The sequence below is a fragment of the Aetokthonos hydrillicola CCALA 1050 genome, assembly GCF_017591665.1.
GTDB classification, from domain to species: domain Bacteria; phylum Cyanobacteriota; class Cyanobacteriia; order Cyanobacteriales; family Nostocaceae; genus Aetokthonos; species Aetokthonos hydrillicola.
Map to the genome: position 1 here is coordinate 46,877 of NZ_JAAKGC010000014.1, position 14,652 is coordinate 61,528.

The window sequence follows — 14,652 nt, forward strand, 5'->3', positions numbered from 1 at the left end:
CCCCGTAGGGGAGGTGTGTGGAGTCGTCACGCTAAAATCTAATATCTCAGATTCTACAGTGGTACGGAGTACCCCATTGCGGCTTTGACTTGTGCCAAAGTCTGATTTGCGATCGCCTCCGCTTTTTGTCTTCCATCTCTCAAGACAGACTCCAGGTAGCCTTTTTCCTGAGTTACCGTTTGGTATTTCTCTTGAATAGGCGCAAGAGCAGCAATAACTGTCTCTGTTAGTAATGGCTTAAATTGCCCCCATCCCATATCTTGACACTCAGCAGCCACATCTTGCTTCGTCTTAGAAGAAAGCAACATATATAGAGTTAACAGATTATTACTCTCAGGACGCTCTGGATTGTCAAACTCCAAACCACGAACTGGATCTGTTTTGCAGCGCTTAATTTTTTTTGCAATCTCATCTGGAGAATCAAGTAAATTAATGCGGCTCATATCAGACGGATCGGATTTTGACATTTTCTTCGTACCATCCGTCAAACTCATCACCCTTGCTCCTTCCTTGCGGATCAAAGGATCTGGTAACTTTAGCACAGGCTGCTCTGGTTTAGCAAATTTGTAGTTAAAAGTATTGACAATATCGCGCGCTAGCTCTATGTGTTGTTTTTGATCTTCCCCGACTGGTACTTTATCTGGTTTATAAAGCAAGATATCAGACGCCATGAGTACTGGGTAGTCCAACAACCCCAGACTCACATTTTCGCCTTGCTTAACAGCTTTTTCTTTATACTGGATCATATCTTGCAACCAGTTGAGAGGCGTGATGCAATTGAACAACCACGTTAGTTCACTGTGAGCAGACACATGAGATTGCACAAAGATAGTAGAGTGGCTTAAATCAAGACCACAAGCCAGATAAAGACCAGCTAAGCTGTAGGTATTAGCAGCCAGTGACGCTGGCTCATAAGGTACAGTAATTGCGTGCAAATCAGCTATAAAGAGGAAATTCTCGTACTGACTTTGATCTTCTACCCAATTGCGAATCGCACCTAAGTAGTTACCTAAATGCAAATCTCCAGTTGGTTGAACTCCAGAAAGAACTCGTTGCCTACCCATAGTATTTCAATTTACTTTTTTCCAATCCCCGCCGTCTCAAGTTGCGGTCGTAAAACTCATCTAATTATAAATGGGCATAGGGCATAGGGCATGGGGCATGGGGCATGGGGAAAAATAACAAAAGGATGATAAGTAGTGTGAGGATCAAGACGAGTGGAATTCACAGGGTTCAGTAGCAAGAGATAGAACGTTTTCCCTAGCCGCTGATCCCTGGACTCTTCTTCTTTCCTAACTCACAGCAGTTAATTGTTGTTTAAAGAAACTGTCCAGCACTTTCTGGGCTATTTGAGGGCTAGTTAAACCTAATTCTGTCTTAGACTCATTTGGCTCAGCGTGATCTACTAAAACATCTGGAATACCAATGCGTTTGATGGGAACTACGATATCAGCATCTAACAGTGCTTCTGCGATCGCACTACCAAAACCACCCATAACACACCCTTCTTCTACAGTGATGACACGCCCTATCTTCTTAGCTAAGGGGAAAATTAACTCTGTGTCCAAAGGTTTAGCAAAGCGGGCATTAATCACAGTTGCTTCAACTCCATGTTCGCTAAGAATCTCAGCGGCTTGAAGAGTAGGGTTAACCATCGTGCCATACCCTATCATTAAAACATCGTCGCCGTTGCGAACAATTTCACCCTTGCCAATTTCTAACGGCTCCCAACCATCTTCCATTAAAGGAACGCCATAGCCGTTACCACGGGGAAAACGCATAGCGATAGGACCAGAAGTATGGTCAATACCAGTCACTATCATACGCTGGAGTTCTGCCTCATCTTTTGGTGCCATTAACACTATATTAGGAACACAACGCAAATAGGCGATGTCGTACATTCCTTGATGTGTTGGACCATCAGCACCAACAATTCCTGCACGATCTAGGCAAAAGAACACGGGCAAGTTTTGAATGCAAACATCATGAATGATTTGGTCGTAGGCACGTTGTAAGAACGTGGAGTAGATAGCAGCAACTGGTCGCATACCTTGAGTTGCAAGTCCAGCCGCGAGGGTAACAGCATGTTGTTCGGCAATACCTACGTCAATGTATTGATTAGGTAATTTTGCTTGTAGCTTGTCTAAGCCTGTCCCTGTTGCCATTGCTGCAGTAATACCAATTATTTTGGGGTTTTGTTCAGCAAGTTTGACAAGAGTGTGGGCAAAAACTTTAGAGTATCCGGGGGGCTTGGGTGAGCTTGCAGGGATAGCTTTGCCAGTAGCTAAGTTGAAGGGAGATTGGGCATGATAACCTACTTTATCTTGTTCTGCAATCTCATAGCCCTTACCTTTCACTGTGGCTACATGCACCAAAACTGGTCCATGTGTTTTGTGTGCCTGTTGAAAGGTGGTGATGAGTTCTTCTAGATTATGCCCATCTACTGGACCAAAGTAAGTAAAACCAAGTTCTTCAAACACTGCCCCTACTTTCGGAACAGCTAAACGTTTCATCCCTTCTTTAACACGTGCTAACTCAGGCGATAGAGATTCGCCAACAAAGGGGATTTGTTTAAACTGCTCTTCAATATTATCTGCCAGAAACTGCACTGGTGGACTTAACCGCATTTTATTAAGATAGCGGGGAATCGCACCAACGTTCGGAGAGATTGACATTTCATTATCATTAAGGACAACCAGCAGGTTAGTTTTAGGTAGATGTCCTGCATGGTTAATTGCTTCTAAGGCCATACCACCTGTTAGGGCACCATCACCGATGATAGCAACAACCTTAAATTTTTCGCCTTTCATGTCTCGTGCTAAGGCCATACCTAACGCTGCTGAGATGCTAGTAGAAGCGTGTCCCGCACCGAAGTGGTCAAACTTGCTTTCGCAGCGCTTGAGATAACCTGCAACGCCCTCTCGTTGGCGCAAGGTATGGAAATTACTATAGCGCCCAGTGATTAGTTTGTGAGGATATGCTTGGTGTCCTACATCCCAAATAACTTGATCACGATCTAAATCCAATGTTTGGTAAAGCCCAAGGGTTAATTCTACAACACCCAAGCCCGGTCCTAGGTGTCCCCCAGTTGCTGCTACGGTTTGTAAATGCTTGTCTCGAATTTGACGAGCAATTTGTTGCAGCTGACGAATCGATAAACCATGTAATTGATTAGGATGAGTGATTTCACTTAAGTGCATAGCTAATTCTTGACTCAAAAGGTTGTTGGTAAACTGCTTGTGTGGAAATTTCCCACAATCTTCTTTAGAAGTCTATTTTGTTGGGTATAAACCCTTTACAGAGTAACAATAGCACCACTGGGCGGTCTTGTAGATGAAATCCTACTCACAGTAGGATATGGACTATATCAATATCAACATTTTTTGGAGCATTGGGATGACCGCAGCAGTAGACCCCGTAAAGTTGATGAAGCAAGAAGTTGGCAAAGCCGCAGCCGCTCACGTAAAATCTGGTTCAATTGTTGGGTTAGGAACAGGGTCAACCACAGCCTATGCAATTCAGTATATAGGCGATCGCCTTAAGTCAGGGGAACTTAACGATATTAAAGGCGTACCTACCTCGTTTCAAGCAGAAGTTCTCGCTAAACAGTACAGCATTCCTCTAACTACCTTAGACGCTATTGACCACATTGATATTGCTATTGATGGGGCGGATGAAGTTGATCCCCAAAAGAATTTAATTAAAGGCGGCGGTGCTGCTCATACCCGTGAAAAAGTTGTAGATTACTTGGCAGATCAGTTTATTGTAGTAGTAGATAGTGGTAAATTGGTTGACCGATTAGGTTCTGTATTTGCTGTACCAGTAGAAGTTATCCCTATGGCGATCGCTCCTGTGATACAGGCAATTGCAAAGCTTGGTGGTAAACCAGAATTACGTATGGGTATCAAAAAAGCTGGCCCAGTGATCACCGATCAAGGCAATATGGTCATAGACGTAAAATTTGATACCATAGATGACCCAGTCAGCTTAGAAAAAACATTAAATAATATTCCTGGTGTTTTAGAAAATGGAATATTTGTGAACTGTGCAGACTTAGTTCTTATTGGCGAAGTTAAGGATGGTCAGCCTATAGTACGACAACTTTAACACTCGGCGAAAGTCCCTACCCTCAACGAAGAAAATTCGCCCTGAACTAAAGTTCGGGCTCTTTAGCTGGCATTGAGCTTTTAGCTCACTGGGTAATCTTTTAACCCATTTTAATGGGTTTGGGCTTTGAGCCGGGAAATTTATTTCCCGGCTCTTAACCATCCGTTACCTGAAAGTGAGAAATTTCCTGGCGCAAGTCAACTACCGCATCGTTTAACTGCCAAATCGCAGCGTTAATCGATTCGAGAGAGGTGGCGGTTTTCTCGGAGACTTCAGTTAATTGCTGGATCGCCTCGCTAATCTGCTGTGCTCCATCCGACTGTGTTTCCATACCTACACTCACCTGTTGAAACTGAGGGCTAAGGGCTTGTACTTGCTCGATAATTGTCTCCAGTTTAGTGCTGATATTTTTTACATCTGCCGCGTAGTATTCCACTTGTGTGGTGAACTTATCCATTTCCGTCACCCCCGTGCTTACTGCTGCTTGCATTTGCTTGACCATATTTTCAATATCTAGGGTGGCAACTGCTGTTTGGTCAGCAAGACTGCGGATTTCTCTGGCGACGACAGCAAACCCCTTGCCATATTCTCCAGCTTTTTCTGCTTCTATTGCGGCATTTAAGGAGAGTAAATTGGTCTGAGCCGCTACTTTGGTAATGGTAATGATAATACTATTAATGTTGTCAGCTTCTTCACCAATCATTGCTAATTTGGTAGAAATGATCTTGGTGCCAGTTACCAACTGACTTATACTATTTCCCATATACATCAAATCTATTTGGCTTGTGCCAGCAGCAGCAGCAGTTACTTGCGAAGCTTGCTCCACTGCTTCCATTGTCTGTACGAGTTGAAACGAGGTGTCAGCAATTTTTTTAGCTGTGGCTGCAACTTGATTAGTAGAAGCTATTTGTTGATCTAATGTCGCTTCTAGTTCCTTACCTGAACTAGCGATATGGGTGGTGGACGTCGTGATTTGAACTCCAGACTGCTGCACTTGGCGGATTAAGGAATTCAGGTTCTTCGTCATGGTGTAGAAGGAAGCCAATAATTTTGCAATTTCATCTTGAGCCTCAGTGAGTTCCACTTTTGTTGTCAGATCCCCCTTACCGACTTGTTGGGTATAATTTGTCAAACGCCTTAGAGGATTTGAAACAGCTTGTGCGATGGGAATAGCAGCTAACCCCGCTAATATGCCAATACCTACACCTATTCCCCACCCCGCGAGTCTAAGAGTATTCAATGTTGTTTGCACTTGTGCATTAGATACTCCGACACTCAAAATTCCAATGGGTTTTACTGCGTTTGGCTCCAGAGTTTGCTGATGGTCATACAGTGGCTTGTATAAACTGAAACGTGTGAGTCCGGCAACATTGACGAAGCCACTAAAAATTTGCTTGTCATTCAAAACCTTCTCGGCTACTTCCCGCGAAATCCGTGTTCCGATAGCCCTAGTTTTTCCATCAGCGGCAGGAGTAGTTGCACTTACGCGCCAGTCTCGCGCAGACAAAGCAGAAGTACCTGTCTTGGTTTCTTGCTGGAGCTGATCAACAAGTTCGTAATTACGATTGAGCACTGTACCAACAATCGTCGTCCCCTCCAGCTTGCCTTGAATCCGAATCGGGTAAACTGCTAACGTAACTAAGCCCATCTTACCATCGTCAATATCGTAAGTCCCTCGAGGAAAAGGTCGCTGAGCTTGTGACAATCCTTGTATCGGCTGCGTTCTCACTCCAATAGCAGCTTGCTGCTCCAAGCCCAAGCGCTTTAACCACTCACTTTTAAACAGTTCAACTCCAGAGAATCGACGTTGATACAAAAGAGCATCTTTAACTATGGAAATATCTCCTAATTTAATGCCAGTAGGTAAAGACACAGAACGAAATTCCGTCTTTTTGAAATCCTCCCCTGGTAGAGGTGGATATGTAGAAAAATCCTCTTGAACCTTTTGAATATACTGGGCAACGCTTTCACCTTGCGCATTCGTAATTATATAAAAACTTTCTTTAGAATTAAGGGCAATATAGTTAGAGATCAGGTTGCGAAGCACTGCCACCTGCTCGGGACGATTCAAAGACCATTGTTGAGATTCCACAATACTTGCTAAATTTTGGGCTTCTCGCTCCTCGTTGCTTCTAAGGTGATCGAGTTTACCTTGGAGAATATTTGATTGAATGCGCAACCTATTTTGTAAATTTTGAATTAGCTCTGATTGCAAAACAGTCACGAGCCCTTGTGTTGCGACAATAACTGGCAAAACAGCTCCTATTACTAGCAGGAGCGTCAGTTTGCCACGAAAGCTTAAATTGTACCAACGCTGACGCAGTTGCTTTTTAATACTCAAGAAGTACCGATACTTTTTCTCTAACGTTCACTAAAAAGTATGCTACAGTTTATGCAATTTTAACACAAGATTCTTGATTTTGCTTCGTACGCGATCGCGAGTTACATGTTTTCTTTTTAGAATGTATCTCTAAGAACATAGACACTCATGTTGTTAGAGATACATTTTGTAATTACTTTTCGTTTAAGTGGATAGCACGCTGTTTACCTGATAAATGTATCGCACTTAACAGAGATTCCCTATAGAGATTCCCCAGATATTCCAAAATTCACCCAGTGCATTACATCGCACTGGAAATCAAGAACAAGTGAATCAATCCTGTTTATAAGTATTATTTTTAACATTCATTAACCAAATTCTTTCCAACATTAGAACTTGGCGACGGAAAACAATAGCTTTGTACTTTTTATAAGTGACAATGCCTAATAAGAAGAAAACTAGAAAAGCAATGATAGTAGAGCCTATATAAGTGTAGGTCTTAGTGTCAGTAGAAATATTTGGCTCGTTTACTGGCTGAGTGCTGTGATAAGTTGGCATGGGTATCTTCATCAGTTTGATAGTCCGATTGAAAAGACTTCATCAGGAATGTTTTATTTTACGGACTAGTCCAACTGCTTTCCGGGAATTAGGGGATTGGGTACTGGAGAAGAATGATATCGGTATATCTTGAAGTAAGGAAATAATACCCTATGCCCTATGCCCCATGCCCCATGCCCATAACCCTTTAAATTACCTAGGTCGCCCTAATGTTGTAATATATAACACTGCTTCATCATCGGGGATACCAAGAACTTGATTGACTTGGTCATCAAAGAAACCACCGATACCGCTGACGCCTAAACCAAGGTGAATTGCTGCTAAGTTTAATCTTTGCCCCAAATGACCAGCATCCATGTGAAGATAGCGGTAAACGCGATCGCCATATTGAGCGACAGCTGACTTTAAATCAGCCGTATGGAACAGTACTGCTGCTGCATCACGTCCTAAATCTTGACCCAAGCAGAGAAAGTGTAACTCTCGGCGGAAATTTTTAAAGCGAATTTGGCGCAATTCTTGTGCTTTAGGAGCATAATAGTAACAGCCTGCATCAAGACCTTTGACCCCCGAAACAGCAATAAATGTTTCTATTAAATTCAGATCAAAGTAATCAGTTGAATCGTCCAAGCCTTGATCAACGTAGTTTTGAGGTTGATAAGTAAAATCAAGTAAGGCTTTCAGTTCATCCAAGTTTAAATCATCACCACTATAAGCACGTGTAGAGCGTCGCTTGAGAATAGTATCATTTAGCCCTTGTAACTTTTCTCCCCATAAAATCGGTGTGGTGACCATGGAAATTTTCTGACAGAAAGGAAAGTTATATTTATCTTCTATGGATTTTTCCTGTTGTACCTCTGGTAAATTGAGGTTACCAGTTGTACCAGGCTTTATCTGTGTACATTGATGAAAATATGTCAATAATTCACCATCAGGAATGTAAGGATAGTTAATTTCGGTAGCGGAGGGTAAAGTCGTTCGTCCGGCTGGTAAATGCTGTTGAGTATCTAGCAAGTCTGCTAAAGGAACGACGACGAGCGCTCCTTCCTGCTGCACATCAATATAAAGCAATTCGTTTATCATCTCGTCCACAAACCCGCCGATCAAGTGAGGACGATAGTAATTAGCAGCACCAGCTAACTCAATATTTCCTAATAAATGTCCTGTATCCAGAAAAATTCTTCGGTAAGCTCGATCTTCGTACCGCCATGCAGAACGATAAAAAACCGCTGTGATGATTAATGCAAGCTCGGTACTTTCTAAAGCAGGATGAGAAAAGCAAGCTTGTTGCAGCTTGTCCCAAACGTTAGATTCCCAATAATGCATCAGCGAATGAGTCCGGCACTGGTAGTTATATAATCCTGGTGCCAATAATCGCATACCGCGAGAAACCAGATAAACTTCCGCCGGGTACAATCCACCAGCACTAGGAGCAGCTCTTAAATACACTGCGCTTCCTAGAGAAGGCATTCTTGCGGTTAGCCCATAGCTACAAAACAGCAACCGAGATAATCTTTGCCACCATTGAATATCTGAGTCAGAGGTATTTGGTTCTGACTGTTCTTGGAGATAAGATCTAAGATCGAACGCGGAGCCAATTTTATACTCTTTAAACGGCACAGGTTGCTTAGACCAGTCTAACTCCTGATTTCTAGAAGCAAGTCTTTGAGGGTCGTACTTAGTACGTTCGTGGTAGTGCTGAGCTATGGATTGGCGTAGTTCTGGCATAGGACTTTTAATACGCTTGTGCTACCTATCTTGGCATTCCTCTAGCTTATGATTTCGTTGTGGTTAGGACAAACGTTAAAATCATAACGGATAATTAAACACTACCACAGGCTTCCTTCTAATTATGCCACCCTTGCTTAACTCTTGGAAACTATGAATCTAATGAGATGCTGGTAACAATCAAGATGAGCAACCTATTCATTTTGGTAATCGTTGCAATAGATTTTCTGCACTCCGCGCCCATTGAGGATTTCCCTGAGCATCGTATAATGCTCTCGCATACTGTAATACCTGTGCTGCTTGTCGATAATTTTGTAGCTGTATAAAAGCTAGCCCAGCACCATAATAGGCGTTGGGGTAGTTAGAGTTAGCTTGTGCTGATTTTCTAAAAGCTTCTAAGGCTTCTTGATACTTCCCTTGATTAAATGAAATGGTTCCTAGGTTGTAGTAAGCTTCTGGATATCTAGGATTGATTTTTAGTGCTTGATTAAATGCATCTTTTGCTTTATCTAGTTTACCTACTTGGATATAACAGAGTCCTAGGTGGTAAGCTGGTTCTGGTGCATTTTGGCTGTATTGTATTGCTTTTTTAAAAGATGCGATCGCTTGCTCCCATTTTCGCTCCTGCTCTCGAAGGAGCCCTAAATTATAGTGAGCAACTCCCAATTGTGGGTCAATTTCTAACGCCCTTTGCAAGTAATCATTTGCCTGTCGTAAATTATTTCCTTCTAATAAAGCTCCACCTAAATTAGCAAAAGCTAGGGCAAACTCAGGATCCGCTTGTGTTGCTTTATAAAATGCATTGGCTGCTGGTTGCAATTGCCCGGTTTGTCGCAGTGCTAGCCCTAGATTATAGTGTGCTGCTGCTAAATTAGGATCAAGTTCAGTGGCTTTGCGAAAGGCAACGATGCCATCTTGCACTTTGCCCGAAGTGATTGCTTGTAACCCTTCATTTAAAAAGTCTGTAGCACTTTTACCAGCATATTGTGCTAGAACCAGCGGCGGTTGTAGAGATCTTGCGGAGAGGAACTCTTGAGCAGGGGAGAAGAGGAGCAGGGGAGCAGAGGAGCAGAGGAGCAGGGGAGCTCTTGAGCGGGGGAGCAGGGAGTTAAAAAACTTTAGTTGTGGGAGTAGCGCCTGCTTAAAATAGTGGGTTTGTTTTTTGAGACTGGCTTGTGCTAGGAAAACAAAGTTATTTTTTTTCTTCGACGATTTAAAGACTGGATTTTCCTGTTCCCTGTGAATTTTTAATTTGGATTTTCTGTTAAGAAACATTTTTTTGTTCGATTTATTTCACAAATATTTTGTTACACTAGGATCTTTAATTCATAAAAGTTTAATTTTATATACTAATTTTTGTAGTTAGCAAAATTTTTTTAACTAAATCTTACAACAAGATACGATTGTTTGGCGATCCCTTAAAAAGAGGGATAATCTCAAGACAAAGAGGGGACAATTATCGGAATCAATTTTTATCCCTTAATAAATTTAGGACAATGCGGTTAGGGTTTACCAACCGCAAGGGAGGTTTTATGAACGAAAAAGTACAATTGGGTTTGCGAAATGTTGCAATTGTAGGTCCATACTTAAGTGGAAAAACCACCTTACTGGAAAGTTTGTTATTTGTGACAGGAGCGATATCTCGCAAAGGCAGTACTAAAGATAACAATACAGTCGGAGATAGCGCTATCGAATCGCGCGATCGCCACATGAGTGTAGAAGTCAGCAGTGCTAGCACCGAATATAACGGCATTCGCTTCACATTCATTGACTGTCCAGGAAGTGTGGAATTTTCCCAAGAAACGTACAACGCTCTCATAGGCGTTGATGCAGCAATTGTAGTTTGCGAACCCATTACAGAGCGCGTTCTCACTTTAGCGCCCTTGTTTAAATTCCTAGACGATTGGGAAATTCCTCATATCGTCTTTGTGAATAAAATGGATCGGGCTAATATCAATGTTCTAGATACCCTGCACGCAATTAAAGCTGTTTCCAGCCGTCCCCTCGTAGCACATCAATATCCGATAATGCAGGGTGAACAACTCATCGGGTTTATCGACTTAGTCAGCGAAAAAGCATATCAGTATCATCTAGGTGCACCCGCTGATCCGATTCCATTTCCAGAAAATCTTAAAGAAGAAGAACATATTGCAAGAGCAGAAATGCTCGAAGCTTTAGCAGACTTTGACGATCATTTACTCGAAGAACTTTTAGAAGATATCGAACCGCCCCAAGAAGAAATCCTGAAAGATTTAAAACTAGAATTAGGGGCTGATTTAGTTGTACCTGTTTTCTTTGGTGTTGCAGAACAAGATTATGGTGTGCGTCCTCTTCTCGAAGCCTTGCTAAGGGAAGCACCAGAACCAGAAACAACAGCCCAAAAGCGTTTAAGTAAACACAAAGGTAGTACCCCGTTAGCACAAGTCCTAAAAACTTTCTACACTCCCCAAGGCGGTAAGCTGTCCTTAGTAAGAGTTTGGCGAGGCAAGTTAACTGATGGTATTGTCCTTAATGGTGTTCGCGCAGGTGGTATTTATCGCCTCATGGGACAACAGCAACAACCTCTTAATGAAGCTGATACGGGTGAAATAGTTGCTTTGAGCCGATTAGAAGGTATTAAGACAGGGGATACACTTTCGACTGAACAGCAGGTGACAGCATTATCCAAACCCCAAAAGTTAGAACCTGTTTATGCTCTTGCTATTACGCCCGAAAAACGGAACGATGAAGTTAAGCTCAGTGGTGCTATTACTAAGCTGTTAGAAGAAGATTCTTCTCTTCTTTGGGAGCAACATGGCGACACTCACGAGGTAATTCTTTGGGGGCAAGGCGAGATTCATCTGCAAGTTGCCTTAGACCGTCTGCGCCGTAAGTATAATTTACCGATGACAACTCACTTACCACAAGTGCCTTATAAGGAAACTATTCGCAAAACAGCTGCATCGGTTCACGGACGCTATAAGCACCAAAGCGGTGGTCACGGACAGTTTGGTGATGTTTATCTTGATATTCAACCCCTACCGAGAGGCGAGGGGTTTAACTTCAAGGAGACTATTGTCGGTGGTGTGGTTCCTAAGCAGTACATTCCTGGTGTGGAAATGGGTGTACGGGAGTTTTTAGCACATGGTCCGTTAGGCTTTCCGGTTGTAGATGTAGCCGTCACACTAACCAATGGTTCTTATCATACCGTTGATAGTTCTGAACAAGCATTCAAACAAGCTGCTCGTATTGCTATGCAAACGGGTCTATCTAAGTGTCAACCAACGCTTCTAGAACCAATTGTTCGTGTAGAAGTGAGGACTCCTAGCGACTTTACATCGAAAGTGCTGCAACTTCTCAGTGGTAGACGCGGTCAGATTTTGGGGTACGAGGGGATTACCGACTGGCAAGGTTGGGATAACGTTGTAGCTTATTTACCCCAAGCTGAGATGCAAAACTTTATTGTGGAGTTGCGATCGCTTACTCTAGGGGTTGGTTGTTTCCGCTGGGAATACGATCATCTCCAAGAAGTTCCAGAAAAACTCGCCGAACGCATCCTCGCCTGTAGCAATGGCAATGGTGGCAATGGTAACGGTAACGGCAACAAATAGTCACGAATTAACAGCAGTTTTCACCTAAATGAACCACACTGTTTGTAACGGCGCAAGGCATTGCGCCCCTACGACTGTGGTCTAATTACCTGAAAATTGCTGTAACTAAGTTAATCATTCCCGGGGTGGGTAGTGCTAGCATTACCCACCCTTGATCACATTAAGCAGTTATACCAATTCAAAAAATGATTGATACAAATGTAGGTTGGGTTGAGGAACGAAACCCAACACATCAAAGCCTTGTCTTTGTTGGGTAACACGAGCGTTCAACCCAACCTACCCATCTACCCATCTGTTTCATTTTTTTCGTGAAATGGTATTACTTCCTAGCAATTTCGCTACAATTAAAGAAGGAATAGTAAACCAAAAACCCTTGCTTAGTTAAAAATCTATTAGACATCTGGTGAAAATTAATTATGCGTTCCTTGAAATCCTTGCTAAGGGCGAACGCCGTACTCTGCGAGAAGCCAGAGGCTACGCCCCTACATCAATTTCTGGAGATGTCTATTATCTATTTAAGTTACGTACTGAAAATAAAAATTCATAGGACATGCAATGGGTTACTATCACTTTAACAAAAATTTTTACATAGCGATTTTAATCTTAAGTTTGTCAACACTTACCAATGAGCTAACGCCATCGGTTCATGCGCAGACTGTTCGGACTGATACTATAAGAAGTAACTCTAAGGGTGAAGTAAACTTTCTCAACCGAGGACGTGAGAGATTTCAGCGAGGAGACTATAAGGGAGCGATCGCTGACTTTAACCACGCACTAGTATTGAATCCTAATGATGCCAATGTCTACTACAATCGGGCTGTTCTCTTGCATGAACTGGGGGACGATCTCAACGCGGTATCAGATTTTGACCGCGCAATAGAACTTAATCCCCGCGATGCTAACTCTTATTTTCACCGAGCTGGCGCTCGCTATGGTTTAGGAGATCAACCTGGCACAATCCAAGACTTACAGCTAGCAGCGAAGCTTTTTCGTGCGCAAGGAAATACAAAAGGCTATCAACAAGCACAAAATTTAATTAAACAGTTGCAGCATTCTGTCGAATGATGTTTAAGGATTTTGGAGTGCGAGCCGGAAAGCTCGCTCGTTAGTCAGATTGAACTCAGATTGTAGATAGATTCCAGTTTCTTTAAAAAAAGCTATATATCCATAATCATCAATAGAATTTTACCAGTTTGGTGTGTCCATCATTTAAGGAGTGGCAAAATATAGGAATGGCAAGCTCTAATGATACAAATACTGGATGGTCTGCACTTTCTCGTGGTGCACCGTTTGCAGTTATTGTTGCAGTATCAATTTACATCTTATACAGGCTTTTGCCGGTTATAGAGCTAACTGCCCTAGCAGCATTAATTGCTTTAATTTTGAGAACTGTGCTTCGCTGGCTGGAGAAAATTGTCAAATCGCCTTGGTTATCTATTCTTATCTTAATCGGGTTCATACTAGGGTTTGTTGTATTGATTCTTGCAGTAGTCATTCCTAGTCTGATTACAGAAACCCAAAACTTATTGGTGACACTACCACATTACCTAGATGTACTTAATAGACGAATCGAAGAGCTTCACAGAACTAATAGTCTAATTCCAGATATATCCCAGGGTATTGTGCAGCTACAGCGTGCCGCTGACGCATTACTCAAGGAAGTTCCACTTTTGTTACGTGAAACCTTGGGCTTGCCGTTGGAATTTGTGGCGACACTTATCCTATCTTTGTATATGGCCTACGACCCTAAATCACTGATTAATGGTATTCTCCGGCTAGTACCTCGCCGAAATCACCAAAAATTTAAACATTTTCTATCATCTCTAGAGGTGAGATTAAAAGGATGGATTTTTGGGACAGGGGTTGCCATGATATTTCTTGGTTTAGGAGCAACACTTGGACTGTGGGCTTTAGGCATTCCATCGGCACTGGCTTTTGGAATTATTGCCGGGTTGCTTGAGGTGATTCCTTACGTTGGTACAATTGTCGGTACTGTTCTACCTGCTTTAGTTGCCCTTAGCATTTCACCTGTAAAGATGCTCCTGGTTCTCGGATTGTTTTTAATTCTCAACCAGGTAGATGCACACCTCGTTCAGCCTTTGGTGATGGGGAAGCAAGTTAATTTACATCCTGTTATGGTTATCCTGACGTTTCTCGTCATGGGTAAGTTATTAGGTTTCTTTGGTGTACTCTTAGCAGTTCCGATTGCTGCTGTCGTTGTTACCATTATTGACGAAATAACCTGCGAGCAACCAGCTACTGAAGAGGTGACAACCCAATAACAAGAAACTTAGGTGTCTCCTCCTGTTGTGCCTAGTCATTTTGAAAAAAAATCTGAGAAACGCTGAAAAA

At 42.4% G+C, this 14,652-nt stretch carries 10 protein-coding genes; 4 read left to right on the top strand and 6 right to left on the bottom strand.

Annotated features, from left to right (window positions below):
• Positions 1 to 53: 53 nt before the first annotated feature.
• Together trpS and dxs are read right to left on the bottom strand one after the other, a co-directional pair.
• Entirely contained in the window at positions 54 to 1,064 is a 1,011-nt protein-coding gene (trpS, locus tag G4P69_RS09670) for a tryptophan--tRNA ligase (protein WP_208338977.1), read from the bottom strand.
• 228 nt (positions 1,065 to 1,292) lie between these two features.
• Complete coding sequence (dxs, locus tag G4P69_RS09675; protein ID WP_208338976.1) at positions 1,293 to 3,200, bottom strand: 1-deoxy-D-xylulose-5-phosphate synthase; 1,908 nt, start codon at positions 3,198 to 3,200, stop codon at positions 1,293 to 1,295.
• A 196-nt stretch (positions 3,201 to 3,396) separates the two neighbouring features.
• Here dxs and rpiA point away from each other — a divergent pair, with 196 nt between their 5' ends.
• Positions 3,397 to 4,107: a ribose-5-phosphate isomerase RpiA gene (gene rpiA, locus G4P69_RS09680; RefSeq protein ID WP_208339028.1), complete on the top strand. Its 711-nt coding sequence runs from the start codon at positions 3,397 to 3,399 to the stop codon at positions 4,105 to 4,107.
• Between the two features lie 154 nt (positions 4,108 to 4,261).
• Here rpiA and G4P69_RS39120 read toward each other — a convergent pair whose 3' ends face one another.
• From G4P69_RS39120 to G4P69_RS09700, 4 genes are all read right to left on the bottom strand, one after another.
• Positions 4,262 to 6,448: a methyl-accepting chemotaxis protein gene (locus tag G4P69_RS39120; RefSeq protein WP_243902105.1), complete on the bottom strand. Its 2,187-nt coding sequence runs from the start codon at positions 6,446 to 6,448 to the stop codon at positions 4,262 to 4,264.
• Positions 6,449 to 6,760: 312 nt separating this feature from the next.
• On the bottom strand, positions 6,761 to 6,985 hold the full coding sequence (locus G4P69_RS09690) for a hypothetical protein (protein ID WP_208338975.1): 225 nt from the start codon (positions 6,983 to 6,985) through the stop codon (positions 6,761 to 6,763).
• Between the two features lie 192 nt (positions 6,986 to 7,177).
• On the bottom strand, positions 7,178 to 8,710 hold the full coding sequence (locus G4P69_RS09695) for a SagB/ThcOx family dehydrogenase (protein ID WP_208338974.1): 1,533 nt from the start codon (positions 8,708 to 8,710) through the stop codon (positions 7,178 to 7,180).
• Positions 8,711 to 8,908: 198 nt separating this feature from the next.
• Positions 8,909 to 9,985, bottom strand: coding sequence for a tetratricopeptide repeat protein (locus tag G4P69_RS09700; RefSeq protein ID WP_208338973.1), 1,077 nt, complete (start codon positions 9,983 to 9,985; stop codon positions 8,909 to 8,911).
• Positions 9,986 to 10,242: 257 nt separating this feature from the next.
• Here G4P69_RS09700 and G4P69_RS09705 point away from each other — a divergent pair, with 257 nt between their 5' ends.
• From G4P69_RS09705 to G4P69_RS09715, 3 genes are all read left to right on the top strand, one after another.
• Positions 10,243 to 12,300 carry an elongation factor G gene (locus tag G4P69_RS09705; RefSeq protein WP_208338972.1) on the top strand — a complete coding sequence of 686 codons (2,058 nt, stop codon included), beginning with the start codon at positions 10,243 to 10,245 and terminating at the stop codon, positions 12,298 to 12,300.
• A 555-nt stretch (positions 12,301 to 12,855) separates the two neighbouring features.
• Positions 12,856 to 13,365, top strand: coding sequence for a tetratricopeptide repeat protein (locus G4P69_RS09710; protein ID WP_208338971.1), 510 nt, complete (start codon positions 12,856 to 12,858; stop codon positions 13,363 to 13,365).
• 167 nt (positions 13,366 to 13,532) lie between these two features.
• Complete coding sequence (locus tag G4P69_RS09715; protein WP_208338970.1) at positions 13,533 to 14,582, top strand: AI-2E family transporter; 1,050 nt, start codon at positions 13,533 to 13,535, stop codon at positions 14,580 to 14,582.
• Positions 14,583 to 14,652: the final 70 nt, after the last annotated feature.